Origin of the sequence: Actinosynnema pretiosum (assembly GCF_002354875.1) — a bacterium.
GTDB classification, from domain to species: Bacteria; Actinomycetota; Actinomycetes; order Mycobacteriales; family Pseudonocardiaceae; genus Actinosynnema; species Actinosynnema auranticum.
Genome location: NZ_CP023445.1, coordinates 7,631,079 through 7,652,898, shown reverse-complemented (window position 1 = coordinate 7,652,898; position 21,820 = coordinate 7,631,079). Strand labels below are relative to the sequence as shown.

At 72.5% G+C, this 21,820-nt stretch carries 25 protein-coding genes, 1 tRNA gene and 1 CRISPR repeat array; of the genes, 5 read left to right on the top strand and 21 right to left on the bottom strand.

Annotated elements, in window-relative coordinates; translation table 11 throughout:
• Positions 1-6: 6 nt before the first annotated feature.
• The 18 genes from CNX65_RS32760 to CNX65_RS32675 all read right to left on the bottom strand — a co-directional run bounded on the left by CNX65_RS32760 (position 7) and on the right by CNX65_RS32675 (position 11,914).
• A complete protein-coding gene (locus CNX65_RS32760; RefSeq protein WP_096497166.1) occupies positions 7-843 on the bottom strand; it encodes a deazapurine DNA modification protein DpdA family protein in 837 nt (278 codons plus the stop codon).
• A complete protein-coding gene (locus CNX65_RS32755) occupies positions 840-1,787 on the bottom strand; it encodes a bifunctional DNA primase/polymerase (RefSeq protein WP_096497165.1) in 948 nt (315 codons plus the stop codon). Before CNX65_RS32755 ends, CNX65_RS32760 begins: the two co-directional genes overlap by 4 nt.
• A 66-nt stretch (positions 1,788-1,853) precedes the next feature.
• Complete coding sequence (locus CNX65_RS32750) at positions 1,854-2,177, bottom strand: hypothetical protein (RefSeq protein ID WP_096497164.1); 324 nt, start codon at positions 2,175-2,177, stop codon at positions 1,854-1,856.
• A gap of 32 nt (positions 2,178-2,209) precedes the next feature.
• On the bottom strand, positions 2,210-2,653 hold the full coding sequence (locus CNX65_RS32745) for a hypothetical protein (protein WP_096497163.1): 444 nt from the start codon (positions 2,651-2,653) through the stop codon (positions 2,210-2,212).
• A gap of 53 nt (positions 2,654-2,706) precedes the next feature.
• The gene (locus tag CNX65_RS32740) at positions 2,707-3,396 is read right to left on the bottom strand and encodes a hypothetical protein (RefSeq protein WP_096497162.1); all 690 of its coding nucleotides are present in this window, start codon (positions 3,394-3,396) and stop codon (positions 2,707-2,709) included.
• Positions 3,397-3,469: 73 nt separating this feature from the next.
• Positions 3,470-4,186: a hypothetical protein gene (locus tag CNX65_RS32735; protein ID WP_096497161.1), complete on the bottom strand. Its 717-nt coding sequence runs from the start codon at positions 4,184-4,186 to the stop codon at positions 3,470-3,472.
• A 40-nt stretch (positions 4,187-4,226) separates the two neighbouring features.
• Positions 4,227-4,925 carry a hypothetical protein gene (locus tag CNX65_RS32730; RefSeq protein ID WP_096492565.1) on the bottom strand — a complete coding sequence of 233 codons (699 nt, stop codon included), beginning with the start codon at positions 4,923-4,925 and terminating at the stop codon, positions 4,227-4,229.
• Positions 4,926-4,962: 37 nt separating this feature from the next.
• On the bottom strand, positions 4,963-5,448 hold the full coding sequence (locus CNX65_RS32725) for a Pycsar system effector family protein (protein ID WP_096497160.1): 486 nt from the start codon (positions 5,446-5,448) through the stop codon (positions 4,963-4,965).
• A 195-nt stretch (positions 5,449-5,643) separates the two neighbouring features.
• A complete protein-coding gene (gene traB / locus CNX65_RS32720) occupies positions 5,644-7,629 on the bottom strand; it encodes a plasmid transfer protein TraB (protein ID WP_096492567.1) in 1,986 nt (661 codons plus the stop codon).
• A 50-nt stretch (positions 7,630-7,679) separates the two neighbouring features.
• Positions 7,680-8,036, bottom strand: coding sequence for a hypothetical protein (locus CNX65_RS32715; RefSeq protein ID WP_096492568.1), 357 nt, complete (start codon positions 8,034-8,036; stop codon positions 7,680-7,682).
• A gap of 99 nt (positions 8,037-8,135) precedes the next feature.
• Complete coding sequence (locus tag CNX65_RS35885; protein ID WP_157767940.1) at positions 8,136-9,491, bottom strand: hypothetical protein; 1,356 nt, start codon at positions 9,489-9,491, stop codon at positions 8,136-8,138.
• Positions 9,491-9,757 carry a hypothetical protein gene (locus tag CNX65_RS32705; RefSeq protein ID WP_157767576.1) on the bottom strand — a complete coding sequence of 89 codons (267 nt, stop codon included), beginning with the start codon at positions 9,755-9,757 and terminating at the stop codon, positions 9,491-9,493. The genes CNX65_RS35885 and CNX65_RS32705 overlap by 1 nt, the downstream gene beginning before the upstream one ends.
• The gene (locus CNX65_RS32700; RefSeq protein ID WP_096492573.1) at positions 9,757-10,092 is read right to left on the bottom strand and encodes a hypothetical protein; all 336 of its coding nucleotides are present in this window, start codon (positions 10,090-10,092) and stop codon (positions 9,757-9,759) included. Before CNX65_RS32700 ends, CNX65_RS32705 begins: the two co-directional genes overlap by 1 nt.
• Positions 10,093-10,190: 98 nt before the next feature.
• Positions 10,191-10,370 (bottom strand): hypothetical protein, encoded by a 180-nt coding sequence (locus CNX65_RS32695; protein ID WP_096492574.1) that lies wholly within the window; start codon positions 10,368-10,370, stop codon positions 10,191-10,193.
• Positions 10,367-10,801: an RRQRL motif-containing zinc-binding protein gene (locus CNX65_RS32690; protein WP_177154700.1), complete on the bottom strand. Its 435-nt coding sequence runs from the start codon at positions 10,799-10,801 to the stop codon at positions 10,367-10,369. Before CNX65_RS32690 ends, CNX65_RS32695 begins: the two co-directional genes overlap by 4 nt.
• Complete coding sequence (locus CNX65_RS32685) at positions 10,801-11,355, bottom strand: hypothetical protein (protein ID WP_096492575.1); 555 nt, start codon at positions 11,353-11,355, stop codon at positions 10,801-10,803. The genes CNX65_RS32690 and CNX65_RS32685 overlap by 1 nt, the downstream gene beginning before the upstream one ends.
• The gene (locus tag CNX65_RS32680) at positions 11,355-11,657 is read right to left on the bottom strand and encodes a WhiB family transcriptional regulator (protein WP_408608526.1); all 303 of its coding nucleotides are present in this window, start codon (positions 11,655-11,657) and stop codon (positions 11,355-11,357) included. The genes CNX65_RS32685 and CNX65_RS32680 overlap by 1 nt, the downstream gene beginning before the upstream one ends.
• Positions 11,654-11,914 carry a hypothetical protein gene (locus tag CNX65_RS32675; RefSeq protein WP_096497159.1) on the bottom strand — a complete coding sequence of 87 codons (261 nt, stop codon included), beginning with the start codon at positions 11,912-11,914 and terminating at the stop codon, positions 11,654-11,656. Before CNX65_RS32675 ends, CNX65_RS32680 begins: the two co-directional genes overlap by 4 nt.
• A 100-nt stretch (positions 11,915-12,014) precedes the next feature.
• On the opposite strand from CNX65_RS32675, the gene CNX65_RS32670 reads away from it, so the two are divergent.
• Positions 12,015-12,401, top strand: a complete 387-nt coding sequence (locus CNX65_RS32670) for a winged helix-turn-helix domain-containing protein (RefSeq protein WP_157767939.1) — start codon at positions 12,015-12,017, stop codon at positions 12,399-12,401.
• A 139-nt stretch (positions 12,402-12,540) separates the two neighbouring features.
• Positions 12,541-13,941 (top strand): regulator, encoded by a 1,401-nt coding sequence (locus CNX65_RS32665; RefSeq protein ID WP_096497157.1) that lies wholly within the window; start codon positions 12,541-12,543, stop codon positions 13,939-13,941.
• Here the strand turns inward: CNX65_RS32665 and CNX65_RS32660 are convergent.
• A complete protein-coding gene (locus CNX65_RS32660; RefSeq protein ID WP_096497156.1) occupies positions 13,901-14,875 on the bottom strand; it encodes an aminoglycoside phosphotransferase family protein in 975 nt (324 codons plus the stop codon). The two genes, CNX65_RS32665 and CNX65_RS32660, sit on opposite strands and share 41 nt — an antisense overlap.
• A gap of 132 nt (positions 14,876-15,007) precedes the next feature.
• A CRISPR array of direct repeats spans positions 15,008-15,644; the repeat unit is 28 nt; unit sequence GTCTTCCCCGCGCACGCGGGGGTGTTCC.
• Positions 15,645-15,743: 99 nt separating this feature from the next.
• Here CNX65_RS32660 and CNX65_RS35880 point away from each other — a divergent pair.
• A tRNA-Tyr gene (locus CNX65_RS35880) sits at positions 15,744-15,845 on the top strand.
• A 983-nt stretch (positions 15,846-16,828) separates the two neighbouring features.
• Here the strand turns inward: CNX65_RS35880 and CNX65_RS32655 are convergent.
• Entirely contained in the window at positions 16,829-17,098 is a 270-nt protein-coding gene (locus CNX65_RS32655) for a hypothetical protein (protein ID WP_096497155.1), read from the bottom strand.
• 271 nt (positions 17,099-17,369) lie between these two features.
• Between CNX65_RS32655 and CNX65_RS32650 the strand changes: the two genes are divergently transcribed.
• A complete protein-coding gene (locus CNX65_RS32650; RefSeq protein ID WP_015805325.1) occupies positions 17,370-17,891 on the top strand; it encodes a hypothetical protein in 522 nt (173 codons plus the stop codon).
• Positions 17,892-18,033: 142 nt separating this feature from the next.
• Here the strand turns inward: CNX65_RS32650 and CNX65_RS32645 are convergent, their stop codons facing one another.
• Positions 18,034-18,909: a hypothetical protein gene (locus CNX65_RS32645; RefSeq protein WP_096497154.1), complete on the bottom strand. Its 876-nt coding sequence runs from the start codon at positions 18,907-18,909 to the stop codon at positions 18,034-18,036.
• Positions 18,910-19,149: 240 nt separating this feature from the next.
• Here CNX65_RS32645 and CNX65_RS32640 point away from each other — a divergent pair, with 240 nt between their 5' ends.
• A complete protein-coding gene (locus tag CNX65_RS32640) occupies positions 19,150-21,765 on the top strand; it encodes a putative bifunctional diguanylate cyclase/phosphodiesterase (RefSeq protein ID WP_096497153.1) in 2,616 nt (871 codons plus the stop codon).
• The last annotated feature ends 55 nt before the right edge of the window (positions 21,766-21,820 follow it).

Here is a 21,820-nt window from a genome sequence, read left to right as displayed (position 1 = left end):
GGTTGGTCAGGCGGCGTCGTCGAGGTCGTCGAAGAGCCGGAGTTGGGGTCTGTCGGGTGGGTGTCTGGCGAGCAGGTGGGTGCGCCATTGCTTGGCCCAGGTCAGGCAGTTGGCGCAGTTCTTGGCTCCGCGCGGGTGGACGCTGCCGCAGAGTGGGCGCTTTTTGCGGCGGGCGTCCTCGGACCAGGCCATCGAGTCGGCGGAGTCGAGCAGGTCGCCGAACAGGCGCAGCCCCAGGGTCTTGACCCCGAAGCCGTGCAGGCGCGCCACGCCGTGGTCGCGGACGGCGCGGACGATCTGGTGGGCTTCCTCCATGCCCTGGCGGCGGCACACCGACCCGATCCCCACGAGCGGTTCGGCGGACAGATCGATCCCGGCGTGCTCGTAGAGGTCGATGCAGTGGCGGTACTGGTCGGCTGTGTAGCCCTGGATGACCGGCAGCCAGGGCAGGTCGGGGGCGATCTCGCGCAGCTGCACCGCGCTGGCCACGGTGCGCCGCTGGTGTTCGGCCACGGACAAGCCGGTCCCGGCGAAGTGCATCCGCCCGGCCCGGCCGCCGGAGATGACGATGGGTTCACACATCCAGTCCTGGATGGCGGCGAACTCCAGGTGCCCGATCTCGTCGTGGTAGCGGCGCACCCGCGTCACGTACTCGCGCGCCCCGACGGTCCAGCGGCCGTGCTTCTGGAGTTGGGTGAAGCCTCCGGAGTCCAGGCCCCACGGGGCGATCGCGCGGGGAAGGGTCTTGTAGGGGCGCAGGCGGGTGTCGGAGACGAACAGCGGGACTCCGGCGGTGGCCAGCGCGCCGGGCTGGTGGAAGCCCAGCAGGAACCGGGCCCTCATGCCGCACCCGTCTTGGGCAGGGTGCGCGGGCGGGAGGCACCGGCACGCAGGCCGTTGGCGATGGTGCGGAGCACTTCGCGGTCGGTGCAGCGGCACTGGCCGGTGATCATGTGACTGGCGGCTGCGTAGAGCGCGTCTTCGGCTGTAGCCGAGGGGAGGGCTTGGGCTCCGACGAGTTGGCCGAGGGCGACGGCGGCGGTGAAGAGCACGCTGCTGTGCTGCCCTGAGGGAGCTGCTGAGACCTTGTCGCACTCGCCCCGGATCGCCGAGTCCACGTAGGCCGGAAGCCGCTCTGAACGCGCCTGGGGAGCGGCTGTGCGGGCCACCACGGGCCTGGGGGACAGGCGCTGGTGCAACCAGGTGGGCAGGTCGGCCACGGGCAGGTCGGTGGTGGTCGTGTAGAGGCCGGTGGGGGTGCTGCTGCCGGGCGCCACCACGTAGCCGCCCCACGCCCTGGTGTCGATCTTCCAGCCGAGCCCGCCCTGGGTGTTGCGCAGCGCCGTCCCGGCGGGTGCGCGGTAGTAGAGGTGGGTGCCGCCGGAGGGCGTGGCCACGGTTAGCGTCTCGGCGGGCACGGGCTGTCCGGCCTGCGCGCAGACCAGGGCGAACATGTCCAGCCCGTCCCCGACCTCCTTCCGGCTCCAGCCATCCGGGACCACGTCCTGGTCGGACTTGGCCGTGTCCAGGTCGACCACCACCAGGCCGCTGGGACCGCAGGCTGTGCCGACATTGCAGTCGCGGAATCGCGGGCTGCCCCAGTACCAGCGGACCTGGTCGGGATCGGTCATGGCGCGCTGCTCCCAACCCAGGTGGCCGGTGGCGCAGGGGCCGGTGCGGGGGCAGCGGGCGGTGCCGTGCAGGGCGGGCAGCTTGCCGCCGGGCCGCAGCGGGAACACCGCCCAGCCCCGCGTGACGGCGGCCAGGGCGCTGGCGAGCATGGTCATGACGGTGGCTCCTTCCGAGGTGGTGGAGCGGGTGGCCGGGCGCGTGGCCCGGCCACCCGCAACCGGTCAGCGCAGGCGCACCTTCTGGCGGTCGACGGTGATGCCGTCGCCTTCCAGGGCGTCCAGGCGGCGGAACATGGCGGTGGGGGAGAGGAGCTTGAGGTCACTGGCGACCTGCTGGCTGGTGTGGATCGTCCAGACCTCGACCGTCTGCCGCTCCAGACCGGCGAACATTTCGTCCAGCGCCCCGTCGGCTGCGGACACGGCCTGGTCGTAGGGGCGGGCGCCCTGCCCGGAGTAGGGACCCTCGTTGCAGATCACGTCGCTGAGCCAGCCCTTGGCGGGGGTCGGGTGCGGGTAGAGCAGGACGGCGAAGCGGATCTTGTCCATGGTGTTCTCCTTGCCGGTGTCGGGTTTCTGGGTCAGGCGCTGGGCTGCTTGTGCTGGATCAGGCGGGCGGCCAGGTGCTCGACGCGGGCCCAGTGGGCGACCACCAGGCGCGCGGCCCTGGCGTCCAGCTCGTGGTGGGCGGGGCGCTGGTGGCGGGGCAGCGCGGCGAGCAGTTCGTGGGCCTGGTCGCGGTCCCAGGCGGTGCCCGCGTCGATGTCGTACGGGTAGTGCGCGCGGCGGGGGCGGTGCAGTTCGTGCCAGTGCCGTTCGGCGTGGGCACCGGCGAGCATCGCCACCACCAGGTCGGGGACGACCTGCGGGTCGTCGGGGAAGCGCAGCCCGATGTCGCCGCGCCAGTCGCCGCCGACGCGGGTCAGGCGGATCGCGCGCACCGTCCCGCCCAGGGCCAGGGCGATGACGGCGTGCCCGGCCTCGTGGTGCGCGGTGCCGGTCAGGGCCAGACGAGGGGTGTCCACGTGAACTCCACTGCGGTGAAGGCCGGGGCAGGGGGCCGCCACGACCGAGACGGTCAGGGCCTGCGGGTCCGGACTGACAGCTCGCGCAACTGCCCGGCCTGCTCGTGCAGCGCGGCCAGGCCCTGCCGCAGTTCGACGGTGCGCCGCCGGGCGTTGCCGACTGCCTGGTTGGCGGCGCGGTACCCCTCGGCCGCGGTCGCCGTGGTGGCGTTCCTGCCCAGCTCGTCGGTGGCCTCGGAGCAGCGGCCAAGCAGCTCGACCACCAGTTCGGTGATCCTCAGCAGCGCGCCCACCACCTCGTGCATCACGGCCGTGGTGATGACCGGGGTGGCACCGTGGGAGAGCAGACCGGCGGCCTCCTCCACCGCGAAGACCACGTTCTCGCCCACCATCAGGCCGAACCTCGGTGCTCCCGGCTCGGTGGGGCAGTACGCGGCCCAGGCTGCGTTGTGGGCGACGCGCAGAGCCTGCGTGGTGGACGCGCACAGGGGCGTGGTGGCCCGGACGCTCCCCTCGAACTCGGCCACCGTCTCGACCGTGTCGGTGTCGAGTGCCAGCCACGGCGCGCTGCGCGCGCACTGGTCGAGCATGGCTCCCACGCCGCGCGCCACCGAGTGCAGGTGCCCGAGGGTGATCTCCACGCGGGAGCGCTCGATGTGCCCCCGGTTGCGCCTGCCCTCGTGGGCGGTGTCGAGCGCGGCCACGGCCTCGGTGAGCCGGGACAGGGTGTCCTTGTCGTTCACGTGTGCCTCCTGAGTGGACGGTGCTCGGGGGTGACGTCGGGGCGGGCTTTCGCGCCCGCCCCGACGTCATGGGTCAGGACCGCGCGGGGCGGGCGGTCAGCTCGTGCAGCTGCCCGGTCAGGTCGTGGACCCGCTCCAGCTCGCGGCGCACCTCACGGGTGAGCCGCCGGGCGGTCGCGACGTCGCGGGCGGTGTCGCGGTGGCGTTCGGCCGCGTCCTCGTCGGTGGAGCGCGAGGCCAACCTGTTCGCGGCGCGGGCGCAGTGGTCGGCCAGACCGGCCACCAGGTCCGTGATCCGCTCCAGCGCGCCCGTCACGGTCCGGAGCACGCTCACGTCGGTGACGCGGTGTCCGGGGTGGTGGAGCAGGGCCTCGGCGCGCTCCAGGTGCGACACCGCCCGTTCTCCGAGCCGCGGGCTGGAGCTGTCGGGCCTGGGAGGCGTGCCGCCTTGGGCGACGCGGGCGGTGTTGTGGGCGGTGCCGAAGGCGGTGCGCTGGCTCTTGGTCTTGTCCACGGTGGCGCGGGCGGAGGTCTCGATCTCACGTGCCAACTCGGCCAGCTCCGGCCACTGCCCGGTGCCCGCCGCGTCCTGCGCCAGGTGGCCGGCGCCCTCGGCGACGCCGTTGAGCGCCCAGGCGGTGCCCCTGGCGACCTGGGCCAGGTGGTGCAGGGCCTCGGTCAGCTGCTCGCGCGAGACGTGTGCGAGCAGGTCGCGCACGGTGTGGGCCGCTTCCAGGGCTCCCAGTCCCTCGGTGACCCTGATGAGGGCCTGCTGGTCACTGCGCTGCATGTGCTCCTCCTCGATGACGGTGTGCGGGTGGGTTGCCTGCTCAGGCGTCGCGGTCGCGGGCGTCCAGCTCGTGCAGCCGCCCGGCCAGGACCCCGAGGGGGACCAGGGCGCGGTCCAGCTCGCTGGTGCGCATCCGGGCGACGTGCACCCGCTCGCAGTTGCGGTGCTGGGCCTCGGCGGCGGACTTGGTGGTGCAGACCTGGGCCAGCCGGTGGGCGGCGTCGGCCAGGGCGTGGGCCAGCTCGGCGGTCAGGGAGGCGATGCGCTCCAGCTCGTCGGTGGCCTGCTCCAACCCGGCCGGGGTGAGGACCGGGCGGAAGCCGCGGTCCATCAGGTCGGCGGCGTCGGCCAGCATCGCCAGCGACTGCTCCCCGGCGGTCGGGCCGTACTTGCCCGGCCCCGGAGCACGGGTGCGCAGGGCGGCCTGGGCGCGGTCGCGGGCGGTCTCGAACGCTCGGAGGGCGGTGGCGGCCCGCTCGACCAAGGGGGTCGTGGCGGTCTCGAACTCGTGCGCCAGCTCGGCAAGGTCGGGGTGCTCGGTGGTCTCGGCCAGCTGCCGGGCGCCCTCGCCGCATCGGCGCAACGCCGTCCGGGTGCCCCGCATGACCGTGGCCAGGTGCTCCAGCGCGGTGACGAGCCGGTCGCGGGTGGTGTGGCCCAGCTCGCGCCGACCGGCGTTCGCGGCGTCCAGGGCGTCGAACACGCCGCGCAGGCAGTTGAGAACGTCCAGGTCCTTCACGGTTTTCTCCTGTGTGGACGGTGGGAATGGGGCGGGGTCAGGCGAGCGGGACGGCCAGGGCGATCAGGGCCAGGGAGGGCAGCAGCAGGTGCACGGCGGTGCGGATGCGGCGGTAGCGGTTCAGGGCGAGCGCGGACATGCCCACCAGCTCGTGCGCCAGCTCGGTCGGAGTGGCGTCGGCCAGGTCGGCGATGACGGCCTCGGGCTCGCGGTGGTAGGCGGCCCAGCGCAGGAACCCGCCGGTGCCCTCCAGCCACGGGCGCACGGTCAGCAGCAGGAACGCCAGCGCGGCGCCCATCGGGAGCGCGGCCAGGAACAGCAGCACCGTGGCCGGGAGCGAGACCCCGTCCCGGTACAGGGCCACCACCGCGGCCAGGCCCGCGCCGAACAGGGCCAGCAGCACCTGGACCTTGGCGTCGCCCTTGCGCAGCTCGTCCTGCACCTCGGTGATCTCGGCGCGCAGCCGCAGCGAGCGCTCCTCGGCGGCGAAGTCGCGGGTGGTGGTGCCGGTGACCAGTTCCATGATCGGAACCTCCTTTTGATTACTGTGCGTAGCGTCAGATGGGTGTGGAAGGTCGACCCGACGTGGCGTCAGGTTGTGTCAGAACGGTGTTATGAAAGGCGGTTCGCGCGCAGGCGTGCGCGCGCACGCGTCGGACCGGGGTTCGCGGGCGTTCCTGACCCTGACGTCAGGCAGCGTCAGGAACGCCCGCGTCGGTCACGCTGCGTCAGCCTCCCGCGTGGGGATGCGGTAGCGGATGGCCTGCCCGTCCTGCCCGTCCTCGACCAGCAGGCCCTGGAGCGCGAACTGGCCCAGCTCCCCGGACAGCCACGCCCGCCCCCGGCCCAGCAGCGCCGGGTCCGGCAGGTCGCGCACGGTCAGCTCGGTGCGCCCCTGGGCGATCAGCTCCTCGATCGCGCTGTGCAGCATCGCGATCGCCTGCTTGCGGGTGGGCTTGCCACCGGGCCACTCGGTCTCCGGGAGCGTGGGCAGCTCGTCCTCCGGGCCGCACTCCAGGTCCGGGTCGTCGTTCTCCGGCAGCGGCGGCACGTCGTCGCCCTCGGGCAGGGGCAGAACGTCCAAGTCGTCGGTGGACTGGGTGGGCTTGGGCGCGGGCACGGCGGTTCCCTTCTCACTGGCGGGCTTCACGGGCAGGCCCAGGATTCGGGCGGTGGGCTCCCAGAGCGGCGCCCGGACGTCGGCGTGTGCCTGGATCGCCTCGGACAGCTCATCGGAGCCGACGTCGAAGGTGCGCGCGGGGACGGGGAAGCGCTCCTCCTCGATGCCGGGACCCTCCAGGTAGTTGCAGCCGGGGCGGCGGTTCTTCCAGCGGTCCGGGCGGGCACCGGCGTCGATGACCTCCTCGGACAGGGTGAACGCGGCGTCCTCGATCTGGCTGACCCCGAAGCACCACACCCCGCCCAGCTGCGAGCGGATGTCGGTGGACATCTGCCGGAAGCTGGCCTTCTGGAGCGAGAGCACCAGCGAGATCCCGGCCGAGCGGGCCTCCTGGGCGATGCGCGTGATGGTCCTGGCGTCCTCCAGCACGCGCGGGGCCTCCTCCACCCAGATCACCAGGTAGGGCATCCCGTGCTTGGCGTGCGCCTCGGGGGTCCACTGGTCGAAGCCCCACCGGCCGAGCTGGGTGGCCCGGTCGGTGATCACGTCGGGGACCTTGGAGATCAGGTCCTGGCACTGCTGCTGACCGATCACCACCGGCGTGTCGTCCCCGAGGAACCCGACCGTCTGCTCGCCCTTGGACGGGTCCAGCACCAGCAGGTTGACGTTGATCCGGGTCAGGATCTCCGCCCACACCAGCTTCGCCCCGTGGCTCTTGCCGGAGCCGTTCATGCCCTGCACCACGTAGTGCGTGGCCTGCCGCTGCGTCTTCTTGTCGCCGGGCAGGTAGAGGCACTGCGGCTCGTTGTCCTCGTACAGGCCGGACACGAGCGGGTCGGTGATCGAGCCGCCGGGGTGCGAGGGGCCGGGCCAGGGCTGGGGCTTGCGCAGCACGTCCTGCGGCACGATCGTCATCTCGCCGCGCGAGAGGTCGTCCGGGTCGCCGGTGATCCGCACCGAGCCCTTGTGCAGGCGCAGCACCTGGGCCACCTTGTCCGCGCTCTTCTGCACGTCCTCGATGGACACCTCACCGGCCTCAAGCGCCAGCGGCACAACGACCTTGTTCGGGGCCACCGCCACCTGCCCGGTGCGCACCCCGGCCAGCTTGATCTTCTCGAACAGCCCGCCCGTGCCGTCCTCACCGCCGTTGCCGCTGCCCCTGGACAGCACCCGGCGGATGTTCCAGGACAGCGCCACCGCCGCGCCGCCGTACAGGCACAGCCCGGTCATCGGCTGCGTCCACGGCGCCACGATCGAGGATGCCGTGAGCCACAGCCCGCCCAGGGCGGTGGTCGCGGTGGCGTGCAGCCGGGTGGACAGCCCGCGCGCCGCACCCGCCTTCCACGCCACCGCCGACAACCCGGTGCCCAGCAGCGTCAGCCCCGGCGTGACCCAGGGCAGCACTTCGGAATCCGCGCACAGCACGTGCGTGGCAGCCCCCGCCGCCCACATCCCGCCCACTGCGGCCCACTCACCCACGTACGGGGCGACCCGTGAGGCCCAGTAGCTGCGCGGCACGTAGTAGCCGAAGTCCTTGTTCTGCTCGTACTCCGTCGTGCGGGTACCGCCGGTACGCCTGCCCATCACCTGCTCCTCTCGCTGGTTGTTCTCGCGGTCACCGCACGAACGGCGGGTCAGCTGCTGTAGTCCCACTTGCGCTTGGGGCCCGAGGCGATCTCGTCCGGACCCGCGCCGACGAAGTACTTGCGGTAGGCCAGGTACGTCGCGACCAGGGACTTCTGGGCCACGATCAGGGCCTCGGCGGAGTGCGCCAGGTGCCGGGAGACCAGCTCGGCCCGCACCCAGTTCGGCATCCGCTTGTACTCCTCGGGGTTCTGCGGCCGGGTGTACTTCAGCGCCGCGCCCAGCTCCTCGCTGGCCACCACCAGTTGGTAGCCGTAGGGGCGCAGGATGTTCCGGGCGGTGTTGCAGTAGTCGTGCAGGGAGACGGTCCCGGTGAACTCGGGCTCCTTGAACTCGGGCCTGGCCATGAGGGGTCCTTTCCGGACGGAAGTGGTGCGGGGTGGTCGGGCCGTGGCCGACCGGGCGGCGACACCCACGCGGCGGGTGTGGGTGCCGCACCCGGAAGGTCAGGCCGCGACCCGGTCGCGCTCGGCCAGCACCGCGTCGTAGACCGCCTTGCGACGGCGACCGCCGACCGACAGGCCCGCCTCGCGCAACCCGTCCAGCAGCCCGTCCCGGTTGAGCCGGTCGCCCAGCCCGGCCGCCACGGTGCGGGCGGTGGGCATCAGGTCGGTGATGTCGACCCCGTCGACCACCACCAGGGCGCTCTCGCCGGTGTCCCCGGCCGCCGTCCCGGTCGCCTCGGCCGCGTGCTCGGGGGAGGCTGAAGCCTGGAGGTTGCGGCCCCAGCGCCGTGACCGGGATACCTTCCCGTCGTCCTCGGCCGGGACGGTGTTCGCGCTGGTCGGTCGCGACCGGGTCGCCTCGGTCAGGGCGCGCGGACCGAACAGCATCGCCGCCGCGCCGATGACCTCCTCGGCCTGCCGGATCACCTCCGCCGCAGCTGCGCGCCGCGCCACGTCGGTCGCCTCCAGCCGCTTGGCCACCACGCGACCGAACCTGCGCCGCGCCCGCCACCCCAACGCCCGGTGCGAGGCCCGCCGGACCTTCCGCTCGGCCGTCTCCCGATCAGCCACCGCCAACGCCTCGGCCGCGTCCGCCAGCCCGTGCCGCAACGCGGCCGACCACGCCCGCCACGTCCAGCCGGGGTACCGAACCCACCGCACCGCACCGAACCTCGGGCGCCGCGCCGGAAGCCTCCCGGCTTCAGCCAGAGCCAGCCGGTGCACCCGACGCTCCCGCGCCTCCCACACCGCCACCCCCACCACCGACAGCGCCCCCACCGTCGGGTCACCGGCGTGCGCCCAGTTCGACGCGGCGGCGTACCCGACCACCGCCCACATCACCGACCGCTCCACCCACGCCGAGTCGTCACGGGTCACCTGCACCCCGTCCGCCCCGGTCACGGTGACCTGGCGGCGCGCCAGGTGCGCCAACCGCCCGCACACCACCCCGATGCACTCGATCCCGGTCGCCGCGGCGGCGGCCAACGGCACCGGCCAGGACAGCCGCTGGTGGAAGACCTGAAACTGCCCCCACCAGGCCCCGGCCATCGCCATGAGCACCGGCACCACGATCACCTTGTCGGCGAACCCGTCCAGCACCCCGGCCACCAGCTCCGCCCGCCGCGCCTTGCCCTCGGCGCGCCGCACCCGCCGCTCATCCCGGCGCCGCTCCCGCTCGGCCCGCCGCTCGACGTCCCGCTCGGCCCGGCTCACCCGGTCGGCCTCGGCCTGCAACCGCTCCAGCTCGATCCGCGCCCGCTGCGCCTCCAGCTTCCGCGCGGCCTCGGCGTCGGCGACCCGGATCTTGGCCTCGGCGTCGGCGGCGATCCGCACAGCCCTGCGATCAATCACCGCCATCACCGCCTCCCCGCGCGCTCGTCACCGGTGAAGCGGATGCCGCTGCGCTCCAGCGACCGCGTCATGCCCCGCGCCCCGGCCCGGAACGCCGTGATGACGCCCGCCAGGTAGCCCGCCAGCCCGACCCCGACCACCAGGCCCCAGCCCTCCGGGGCCAGCAGCACCACGAACACCAGCACCAGAGCCGGGAGGAACAGCAGCTTCAGCAGCGACCCCACCAGCACGAACGGCGCGGACAGCATCCTGCCCAGGCACCCCATCGCCATCAGGCCACCCACCCCTGCTGCGGGCGCGCCGCGTCCCCGGCCAGCCGCAGGTACACCCGCGCCGTAGCCAGCAGCGGCCAGCTGTTGTTGGTCGTGACCGTCAGCGCCTTGACCAGGTGCTCCACGACGTGGTCGACGTCGTGGGCGAACTGGGCGCGCCGCTCGGCGGGCACCTCGGCGGCGCGCTCGACCACGTCGGCCACGTCCAGGTAGCGGCCAGCCGCCCTGGCCAGCAGGTCCTGGTCGGCGTCGGTCAAGGTCAGGACCGTGCGCGCGGCCTCGCGGTACTCATCAGGCCGCAACAGCGGCTTGTGGGACTTGTCCGTGCTCGACATGCTGGTGCTCTCCTCACTCGCCCCCTCGGGGCGTGTTGTGGGTGGGCCGGACCGGCGGGGTTGTTCTTGGCGGGACGTGCCCGCCGGTCCGGGCGAAGTCAGTCGTCGGGCTGAAGGTCGTAGCCGCTGGCCACCAGGTGCTCCCACGAGCGGGAGCGCTGCGAGGGCGGCGGGGTGCCGTCCGAGCTGGTGACCGGCTGGACCGGGCCGTAGGGGCGGTCCTGGGTGAACCGGTTGCCGGTCGTCGGGTCGATCAGGTTGCGCTGGTGCTTGCTCATGCGGCGCTCCAGGTCGCGTCGTCGGACTGGTAGCAGGTCGAGCACTGGCGCAGCGGACCGCGCACCACGTGGTCCACCTCGGCCAGGCAGGTACGGCAGAACCGGCGGGCGCGCATCGCCGCCCGGTGCGCCGACCACTTCGCCGGTGTCATCGGCCGCACCGCACGCGCGGTCTCCCGGAGCCACAGCGGGCACACCTCCACCGACCGCGCCGGACGCCGGTGGCCGAACACCAACAGCGCCACCGGGTCCGCCCCGCCGGGCCGCAACCCCTCGGCGCGCAGCTGCCGCCGGGTGCACAACCCGGCCGGGACCGCGCCCGGCCTGCCCCGCCACCCGAACACCGGCAGCCCGTCCAGCTCACCGCGGCAGAACACCGCCTGCCCGTTCCACGGCAACACCACCGTGACCAGCTCGAACCGGCGGCCCATCACGCCACCGCCCCGTGCGGCTCCAGCACCGCCAGCACCGGTGCGACCACCCGCTCCAGCTCGGCCACCACCACCCGCACCGCCCGCTTGGACGCGCCCAGCTCCGGCACGCCGTCCGCCCGGTAGCGCGGCGCGGGCAGCGCCTCCACCGGGACCGGCACGCGCACCACCAGGCTCGGCAGCAACGCGACCCGGTCCCAGCGCTCCGGTTCCAACCAGGACACCTGCCCGGCGGACCGCTTCCGCTCCCAGCCCAGCGAGCGGCGCCCCATCGGCTCCAGCGCGGCGGGCAGCGCCGACACCAGGGAGACCGCGAACACCAGCTCACCGGCGTCACCGCGCAGCGCGGACACGTCCTGCACCCGCGGGTGCTGCCACACGTAACCCGGCGACATCACCGGCGGCAGCGCCACCCGCACCACCGAGGTGGCGAAGCTGGCCGCGTCCTCCACGCGCTCGAACCCCGACCGCTCCAGGTAGACCCCGAACCGGGACACCCCGTCACTCGCGGCGGACCGGTCCCCGCCGTCATCGACCCTGAACGCCGAGGCCATCACGCCACCGCCTCCCGGTCCACGACCACCACGCGCAGCTGCCGCCGCTCGTCCTCGGTCGTGCCGCCCCACACGCCCTCCGCGTCGTGGTGCAGCGCGTGGGCCAGGCACGCCTGGCGCACCGGGCACCGCCCGCACACCGACTTCGCCGCAGCCACCTGGTCGTGCTGACCGGGGAACGGGAAGAACAGCTCCGGGTCCTCGCCGACGCACGCGGGGTGCGCGCCGAAGTCGGTGCCGGACAGGCTGCCCAGCAGCGTCCACAACGTGTCTCCCCTGTTCAGGGAGTGCGCGGTGGTCACGCTGCACCGCCGACGATGTAGGTCTCCTGGGTGCGCGCGGCGTCGGCGCGACGGGCGCGCCGCTCCGCGCGGCGCAGGGTGATCTCGTCCACGGGCGGGCCGATGACCAGGCCCTGCTTCTGCGCGGTCAGCGCGTCCTGGAGGGCGCTGCTCAGCAGCTCCAGGTCGCTCTTGGGCAGCGTGGTGGTGGTGGTGGGGCGCGGCGCGGGCTCGTTGGCCTGCTGCTTCGGCTGGATGACCAGGTAGGGCTCGTTCATTACCTCTCCAGTGACTTAAGGCGGCCTGTATGACTTGAGACAGTAAGACGCTGTGAGACACGTGTCAACGGGTGACTTAAGGCGGAAGTACTCTGGTGTGGTGGCCGATGACGTTGAGAACGCCGCTGAGCAGCGCAGTCGTGCTCAGCTAGCCGATGAGATTCGTCGTGACATCGATGCTGGGCGGTACCCGGTGGGGGACCGGCTGCCCGGCTACCGGGAGCTCGGCAGGCGCATGGGAGCGGCGCCCAACACGGTGGGAGAAGCGGTCCGGCAGCTCGCTGCCGAGGGGCGGGTGCGGATCAAGGCGAACGCCGGGGCGTTCGTGTGCGAAGTGGACGATGAGCCGTTGACCGCCGAGCAGCAGATCAGGGAGGCGCGCGCCGACCTCCTGGATCTCCGTGACAAGTTGCGATCCGTCCGCCGGGAACTCGACGCCTTGGATGACAAGGTCGGTGACCTGATCGATCGACTGCCCAGTTCGTGAACCGCCCTCGATGACCACTGTTCCCTCCCCTCGCGATCGCCGTTTCCCCGACACCTCAAGTTTCGGGCCGCGAATCGGCGGACAACAGGGCGCAGTCGGGGGCACACTCGGTCACTGAGGCACAGCGGGAGGTGACGACGTGTACGGCAACGAGCGCTTGGCCGCGCTGATGCGCGAGGCCGGGTTCCTGCGGGAAGACGGTTCCGTGGGGCGCAAGACGTTCGCCCGTGCGGTCAGCACGCACGCCGGGCGACCGCTCACCCACACCTACGTCTCGCGCTGGTTGGACGGCATGGTGCCCCGCGACCTGCCCACGCGGCGGGCGATCGCGACCGCGCTCGGCCAGCGGCTGGGTAGGACGGTCGGCCTGGAGGAGCTCGGCTTCGGCCGCACGGAGAAGCTGCCCGCCGACCTCGGCCTGAAGTACCCGGACAGCTCCCAAGAGGGGATCGCCGCGCTGACGCGGCTGTGGCAGGGGGACCTGGACCAGGTCCACACCCTGCTGGCGTCGCCGACCAACGTCGCCGCCTGGAACGAGGCGTCGCTCTCCTGGTTGGTCAGCTCGGCCGCCGATGTCGAGCTGCTGTCCACGGGCGCCCGCGTGGTGGGCCTCGCCGACCTCGCTCGCGTGCGCACCACCGTGGACCTGTTCGACCGCTTGGACGCCCAGTTCGGCGGCGGGCACGCACGCCGGTCGCTGGTTGAGTTCCTGCGCAACGACCTCGCGCAGCTGCTGCGCGGCACCTACACCGACGTCGTCGGCCGGGAGCTGTTCCAGGTGGCGGCGAGCGCGACCATGCTCGGTGCCTGGATGTCCTACGACGCGGGCCTGCACGGCCTGGCGCAGCGGTACTTCGTGCAGGCGCTCAAGCTCGCAGACGCCGCCGGTGACCGGTTGCTCGCGGCGGGAATCCTGGACGCGATGAGCCACCAGGCCACGTTCCTGGGGCGCTACCGCGAGGCCGCGAACCTGGCACGCGCGGCGCGGGTGGGCACGGAGTCGGCAGGCTCGGCGCGGTCGGCTGCGCACTTCTCCGCGATGGAGGCGCGGGCGCTGGCGAGGCTGGGCGACACCGCGGCGTGCGACCGGGCTATGGCTGTAGCCGTACGGGAGTTCGAGCGGTGCGAGGGTGATGACCAGGCCGAGTGGTTCGGCTACTTCGATGACGCCGAGCTGGCGGCCGAGCTGGGGCACTGCAACCGGGACCTGGGGCGGGCGGTGGACGCGACCACGTACGCAATGCAGTCCGTGGGCGGCAACGGCGAACAGGTGCGCAGCGACTTCTTCGCCACGATGGTGCTGGCCGATGCCTACCTGCACCAGGGCGAGGCCGAGGAAGCGTGCCGGGTGGCGCTGACCGCGTTGCAGGTCGGCGAGCAGCTGGTGTCGGCGCGGTGTGCGTCGTACGTGGGGGAGTTCCGGCAGCGGTTGGACGGCCTGGGCGACAGCCCGGTGGCGCGCGCCTTCGTGGAACAGGCGCGCACCACCCGGTTGTGGGCTACAGCGGTTCCCAGTCCGCGCGGCTCCCGCCGGTCCTGAGCGCGGCCAGGCGCTTGGTCAACTCGGCTCCAGCCTCAGGGTTACCCGCCGCCTTCCGGGCCAGCCAGACGGTCATGGCGATCTCGCGGTAATCGGCGAGAACGCGGTAACCGGGCCATTCCATGATGTCGAATCCGTAGACGTTCACGAACGTCCGGTACTCGGCTTCGGTGTGCCAGCCGAACCGTTCGTAGAACGCGGCGGTTTGGACCAGGTCCCACTCGCGTGGGCCGATGGCGAAGTTGTCCAGGTCGATGAGCAGCGGGTTTCCGTCGCGATCCAGGATGACGTTGCCCACGTTGGCGTCTCCGTGGATAACGCCTGCTGGGAGCGGGAAGGTCAGCAGTGCGTACTCCGCTTTGAGCTTTTCCAGCGGCTCTTTCAGGAAGTCGAGGTTTTCCTTGCCGGTGTGCTGTTCGATGTCAGTCAGCGTCTGTGTGAACGGCTCGAAAGCTGGGAGATTCAGGCGCGGCGGCGGTAGTTCGTGCAGTTCGCGGATCAGGCGTGCGACCTGGATGATCGGCGCGTAGTCCTCCCGCTCGGAGGCTGACTCCCAGAAGGTGACCAAGCCTCCGTCGGTCTTGACGGGTTGCTTCACACGAAGTGCCCTTGTGGCCGGGTAGTCGACTGCGGCCAGCCAGCGGGCAACCGCGACCTGACGGCGGGCGCCCGCCTCGTCTGCGTCGGCCTGGGCGATGCGGACGATGACTGGGGTGCGAAGCCTGTAGACGGCGTTCGAGCCGATCCGCAGCAACTCGGCGTCGGCGGGGTCGAGGTCGACCTGACGGCAGGCGGTGATCAGAACGCGCTCGGCCTCAGCGGAGGTCAGAGGGCTAGTACTCCTACTCGGCGTCACCGCTTGAACGCTACTCGTGGAGCGGAAAGGCTTCTGCCGGTCGCTCAACAGCGCGCGCGACGTGGTTGTGCTGACCATTGGCTACTCCTCCGCATGGGCTCATACTGGGGCCTCTGACGAGATCGAACCGAGGTCGTCGTGCTTGGCACGACACGTGCTCAACTGAATGAGAAACGTTGTTCTGGTTCAGGGAACCGCAGGTCAAGAAGTGTCTTCCCCGCGCACGCGGGGGTGTTCCTGGGGTGGATCGGGTGTCCGGGGTCCTGTTCAAGTCTTCCCCGCGCACGCGGGGGTGTTCCGTGCAGGCCGAGCTGGTCCGCGTGGATGGTGGGTCTTCCCCGCGCACGCGGGGGTGTTCCGCGGATCGCGCTGATGGAGACCGGCGGGAGGCCGTCTTCCCCGCGCACGCGGGGGTGTTCCCTCGACGCCCGCCGCGTTCAGGTTCTTCACGCCGTCTTCCCCGCGCACGCGGGGGTGTTCCGGGCGGGTTGGACCTCGACGAGGCGATGACCGCGTCTTCCCCGCGCACGCGGGGGTGTTCCCCTGGTGCTCGTGATCACGGGCCCTCCTGGGCTGTCTTCCCCGCGTACGCGGGGGTGTTCCCTACGACCAGGTCACGCGTGGTGTGGACGGGTAGTCTTCCCCGTGCACGCGGGGGTGTTCCCAGGGCGAACCCGCTGGCCGGGACCGCCAGATCGTCTTCCCCGCGCACGCGGGGGTGTTCCGTAGACCGCGACCCGCTTCAGGGCGCGCATGAAGTCTTTCCCGCGTATGCGGGGGTGTTCCGGCGAGTACGTCCGCGTCCGCGTCGACCCGGCCGTCTTCCCTGCGCACGCGGGGGTGTTCCGTAGCCGCGGTCGTTGCGGTAGATCGCGCTATCGTCTTCCCCGTGCACGTGGGGTGTTCCGATCAAAGGCATGTGCTCGTCACGTCCAGGGCGCGTCCAGGGGCAAGCTGTCGGCAGCAAAAGTGCTGGTCAGGGCCTGTAAAGGAAACGGACTGTAAATCCGTCGCGAAAGCTACAGAGGTTCGAATCCTCTACCCGCCACAACACGATGAAGACCCCCGTGACCAGCTAGAACAGGTCACGGGGGTCTTCTCTTTCCACGGGGTGCTGCCGCTCGTCCGCGGTTATCCGGGCTCAGGGGTGGAGCGTCGGAGTCGAAGCGCTCCTCGGCGGGGCGCGGGCGCCGGTGCGGCTCTGCTCGGGGCGTGTTCCCCTCGAAGGTGTGGCCGACCAGGCGCGTGTGACTCACCTCATGCGCGACGCCTGCGCCCGGTCGGCCACCGGTCGAGGAGCGCCACTGCTGTGACTGCGACAAATCCCCCTCTTCCGAGTGGAAAGCTCCGCTGTTCCGCGAATGCTCCATGGTCGGTTTGGCGCTGTGGATATTCCGAAACAGTCACTCGATCGCCGTTCCACCGGACTATTGCCGGCCGTCGGCGTCACGTCTCCGCCGACGGCTCAGCGGTAGGTTCCCGACCTCGGTGGTCCGGGGCGCAGGGACTGCTCGACCGGTGAGGCGGGAAGCGGGGTGGGGAAGCGCGACGGTGAACCCGAAGACCTGGACGAGGGGCGGGATCGGATGCCCGGAACCTCCCGGAGCCGGGAGGCCGCCCGGCCGCCGGCAGGCGGTCAGGGCGACCTTCCGCGTCATCTCGTTGATCATCCGAGTCCTGCTGCGGGTCGACTTAGACCTGCAGTCCCGCAGCACGACTTGCCGGGGGGCGTGTCGGAGCTTTTATCCGGCGCAGCCCTCTTCCGCGTCCGACCGGTTTTCGCTGCCGAACTCACCGGCTTCCACTCGTTGCGCGGAGGCGATGAATGGGACATCTCAGTGCTGCGCGCCGCGTTGAGGCGTCAATTCCCGCCTCTTGTCCACGTCGGCGGGAAGCGCAGGTCGGGGATCGGGTCCCCGTACTCGCGCGCCGGGCTCAACGGGCGGAGCGGACCTGCGTCCCAGGCGACAAGGCGGGCGGGCGCGCAAGTGCTTCCTCTCACTTGCGTGCCCGCCCTGTATGAAGCATAACTCATCTCGAACACATGTTCGAGCCCTGCGCGATCGCCGCTCGGCCCGCCTCGGTCAGCTCCGCGACCGCGCGCTCGTCCAGGCGCACCGCCGCGAGCGCCCTGACCAGGCCGAGGTGCACCAAGTCGTGGATCGCGGCCCGGTCCGAGCACGGCAACCCGTCCACGTACAGGTCCGGCTCGCCGCCGCCGGACAGCTCCGCCCGACCCGCCGCGACCGCGCGCAGCATCGCCCGCACCCGGCCGGACAGCTCGATCGTCGTCTCGATCATGACGCCCCCCTCGCTCCGCGCTGACCCCCGCACCAAGGAGAGCGCCGCGGGTCCTGGCGCGTACCGGATCCGGGGCGTTTCACCCGGCCGGTCGAGGTCGGTACCGGTCAAGACGTCGCCCGACCGGGGGATCGCGTCACTGCCCGCCGAACAGGGTGATCGGCTGGTCTGATCGGCCCAGCCGAAGTCCCGACGACCGGTCGGCGACGGGAACGGCACGTCGTCGTCCGTAACGGCGTTACGGGTCTCACGGGGCGGGATGCTGTCCGGCATGACCGGAACCTGGATCGTCATCGCCGGGGTCGTGGTCGGCGTCGTCATCGGGCTGGCGCTGCGGCCCCCCGGCGCGCGGCGCGAGCCCGCGACCCGGCAGCCGCCGCCGCGCGAGCGGCTCGTCGCGCTGCTCGCCGCCGCCGACGAGCTGGAGCGCGGGCTCGACGCCGTGCTCGACTTCGGACCGCTCTCCGCCGGTGAGCTGGCCGCCGTCGACCTGCCAGCCAAGCTGGAGCACCTCGTCGCCCCGCGCGTCCTGACCTGCCCGACCGTCGCCGAGCTGCGCGCCTGCACCGAGCAGATCGCCCTGCACCCCTTCCCGGAGCAGCGCGAGCTCCTCGCCGCCGTGCGCGCCGACCAGCGCCCCGCCGCGATGTCCGCGACCTGGCTGGTGATGCGCGAGGCCGCGGGCAGCGCCGCCGCGCAGCACCACGCCGCCGTCGAGGCCCGCCGCTGCCTGGCCACCATCCGCGACCAGCTCACCCCCGAACTGCCCGGCCCGACCCCCGCGCTCGTCTGACCCGAGAACCCGGAAACCCGAACACCGGCCAGAACCCCGAACACCGGCCACGACCAAAGCCAGGCACGACCGAACCCCGCTACGACCAGCCCCAGCTCGAACGGCCCCGGTCCCCACCCCGCAGGCCACCCGCCGGCCCACCTCACCGAGCAGCCCGCCTCACCGAGCGGGCCGCCGCTGCCACGTCGTCCACAGCGGCCGGTACCCCCGCGAGCACCAGAACGGCGTCGAGCGCGGGTTCGGCAGGGAGTGGTGCAGCAGGGGCGCGCCGACGCCCGCCGCGTCCAGCCGCGCGTCCAGCCGCGCGTGCAGCCACGCCACCAGCGCCCCGCCGACCCCGCCCCCGCGCAGGTCCGCCCGCACCCCCCAGCGCCCCCAGGTACGCCACCGGCGACACCGACGTCCGCCCCGCGACCCACCCGCTCCCCGCGGGCCCCTGGCACGTCAGCAGCCCCACCGGCTCCCCGCCGCGCCACGCCGGCCACGCCTCCGGCTCCGCCCGCCCGACCTCCCCGGCCAGCAGCTCCCGCAACAACCTCCCGGTCGACGCCCGCTCGGTCACCACCCCGTACCGCGCGTCCACCCGCACCACCTCCAGGTGCAGCGCCGCCGCCACGTCCAGGTCCTCGCCCCGCAACGGCCGCACCTCCACCGCCGCGTCCCCCGGCGGCGTCGCCCGCCCCGCGACCCGCACCGCCAGCACCACCAGCGGCGCGAACCCGTGCGCCAGCAGCACGCGCGGCGCGTCCTCGGCGCGGCTGGGCACGGTCACCAGCGCCGCCGTCTCCGGATCGCCCCCGCCGGTCAGCGGCCACTCCCGCAGCCGCCGCCCCGGGTCGTCGCCGGGGCTCCAGGCCAGCACGTGCGAGCGCGGAGCCCGCCAGGTCGCGCCGAGCTCCTCAGGGGAGTGCTCCTGCAGCGAGTAGGGCCGGTCGACGGGCGCGAGGTCGGGCAGCAGCGGGTCCGCACCCGAACGTAGCGCCGGTCGACCGCCGCGCTCCAGGGCCGAGCGCCGCAAGCCCCGAAGCGGCCAAACGGGCCACCCATCCCCCGGCCAGTGTCAGAAGACCTGATCGCGTGAGTAGATCTGTCACTTCACGTGTCAATCCCCTCACCAACCTGCCATTTTATCGCCCAACCGGGGTACATTGAGGTATAGGAGGGGTCTCGGTGGGTGTTCGAGACCCCTCAGTCACGCCAGGACCCCGCAGGCAGGCCGATCCGGCCGACCCCGCGACCCGGCCGACGAGGAGGCTGGATGTCCGACCAGACCTCGGCCCCGACGTCGAACACGTCGCCCAGGTCGACCAACCGAGCGTTCACCGCCTTCGCGGTGCTCCTGCTCGCCGCGGGCGTCCTGTCCGCGTTCCTCGTGGGGGCGAACCTCCCCGACGACCCGTCCCGCCTCAGCCTCCTGTGGACCGGCCCGCTGCTCGTCGTCGGCTTCCTGCTGGCCGAGCAGCTCGCGATCAACGTCGACGTCCGCAGCGGCGTCGCCTGGACGATCTCCTTCACCGAGATCCCGCTCGTCCTCGGCCTGCTCGTCGCCCCCTTCGAGGTCGTCCTCGCCGCCCACGTCGTCGCGGGCGTCGGCACCCTCCTCGGCAGGCGCGTACTCGACCGCGCCGTCTACAACGCCGGCCTGATGTTCATGGAGATCTCGGTCGCCTTCGCCGTGGCCGACGCCGTCAACCGGTTCGTCGGCGACAGCGGCCCCGCCTGGGCGGGCGCGTTCGTCGGCACCATCAGCGTCCCGCTGCTCGCCAGCGTCCTCGGCCTCACCGCCCTGCGCCTCATGCGCAAGGGGATGCGCCTGGCCCCCAGCGGCAGGCTCGTCCTGCAGACCCTCGTCGTCGCGCTCCTCAACACCGCCGCGGGCCTGGTCGCCTACGAGGTCGCCGACCACGCCCAGTGGGGCGGCCTGCTGATCGTGCTCGCCTTCGCCGGCATCACCGCCATCTACCTCGCCTACTCCGGCCTGCTGCGCGAGCAGCGCGACCTGGAGGCGCTCAGCGAGGTCTCGCTCCGCGTCGCCCGCTCCGGCAGGCACGGCACCGGCCCGCGCGGCGGGGCCACCACCGCCGTCGACGCCGAGGACGGCAAGGCCGAGGCCGACGAGTGGCAGCACATCGCCGAGCGCATCCGCGAGCAGCTCAACGCCAACCGCGTCGTCCTGCGCCTGCGCACCGACCCGCAGGCCCCCATGCGCACCCTCGTCGCGGGCGAGCCGCTGCCGCAGGCCATGCGCCGCGACGACGCCCGCCTGTCCCGCGAGGACGCGATGCTCCAGCTCCCCGGCACCCAGGTCCGCTACTTCCGGGTCGCCGACGCGGGCGAGGAGGCCACCGACGCCCTCGTCCGCCGCGACGCGCAGGAGGCGCTCGTCGTCCCGCTGCGCGGCGGGGCCACCCAGCTGCTCGGCGCCGTCGAGGTGCACGACCGGCTCAGCCGGTGGCGCGGGTTCGGCAAGGCCGACATCCAGCTCCTGCGCACCCTCGCCAACCACCTGTCCACCGCCGTGGACAACCGCAGGCTCCTCGCCAGGCTCCGCCACGACGCCTACCACGACCCGCTGACCGGCCTGCTCAACCGCACCGGCTTCCTGGAGGCCGCCGCCGAGCCCGTCCGCGAGTCCGAGGCCGCCGTCGTGCTCCGGGTCGACCTGGACGTGCTGTCCACCGTCCTGGACGCCCTCGGCCAGGCGTGGGGCAACCGCATGGTCGTCGCCGCGGGCCGCAGGCTCCGCGACGAGCTGGGCCCGGAGGTGCCGCTGGCCAGGCTCGACGGCGGCGCGTTCGCCGCGCTCCTGGTCGACCGCAAGGCCGAGCGGGTCAAGGAGATCGCCGAGCGCCTGCGCGCCCGCCTGTCCGTGCCGTACCCCGTCGACCGGCTCACCGTCGAGGCGGGCGCCATCGTCGGCTGGGCGGCCGTCGCCGAGGTCGAGGACGACGCCAAGGACGCGGACTCGCTGCTCCAGCGCGCCGACGTGGCGCTGCGGGCCACCAGCGAGAACGAGCCCATGCGCGCCTACGCGCCCAGCATGGGCCAGATCTTCCTGCGCCGCTTCCAGCTGGTCACCCAGTTCCGCTCCGCGCTGGAGAACGGCCAGATCTCGGTGCACTACCAGCCGAAGATCGCCCTGCCGAGCAGGCAGGTCATCGGCGCCGAGTCGCTCGTGCGCTGGAAGCACCCGGAGTTCGGCCGCGTCGACCCCGACGAGTTCATCCCCGCCGTCGAGGCGACCGGGCTCGTCGACGTGCTCACCGACTTCGTCATGGACAAGGGCCTGGAGCGGGTCCGCCGCTGGATGGACCGCGACCTGCGGATGTCCATCGCGGTGAACCTGTCCGTGCGCACCCTCGCCGACGAGGAGTTCCCCGACCGGGTGAAGGAAGCGCTCGACCGGCACCGCGTCCCGCCGGAGCTGCTCACGTTCGAGCTGACCGAGTCCGGCGTCATGGCCGACCCCGAGCGCGCCCTGCCCGTCCTGCGCAGGCTGCACACCATGGGCGTCGTGCTGGCCGTGGACGACTTCGGCACCGGCTACTCGTCGCTCGCCTACCTGCGGCAGCTCCCGGTGGACGAGGTGAAGATCGACAAGAGCTTCGTGCTCGGCATGGGCACCGACCTCGGCGACATGGCCGTCGTCCGCTCCATCGTCGAGCTGGGCCACTCGCTCGGCCTCACCGTCGTCGCCGAGGGCGTCGAGGACGACGCCGCGCGCGACCAGCTGGTCGGGATGGGCTGCGACGTCGCCCAGGGCTACCTGATCTCCCGGCCGCTGTCCGAGGACCGCTTCGAAGCGTGGTTGCGAGCGCGAACCGTGCAGGTCAGGGGGGCGCGGGATGAGACGGTGCTCACTCTGGTGCACTGAAGGCGCCCCCCGATTTCACTTCGGACGGGATCTTGTGTAGAGTTCTCCTCAGCTC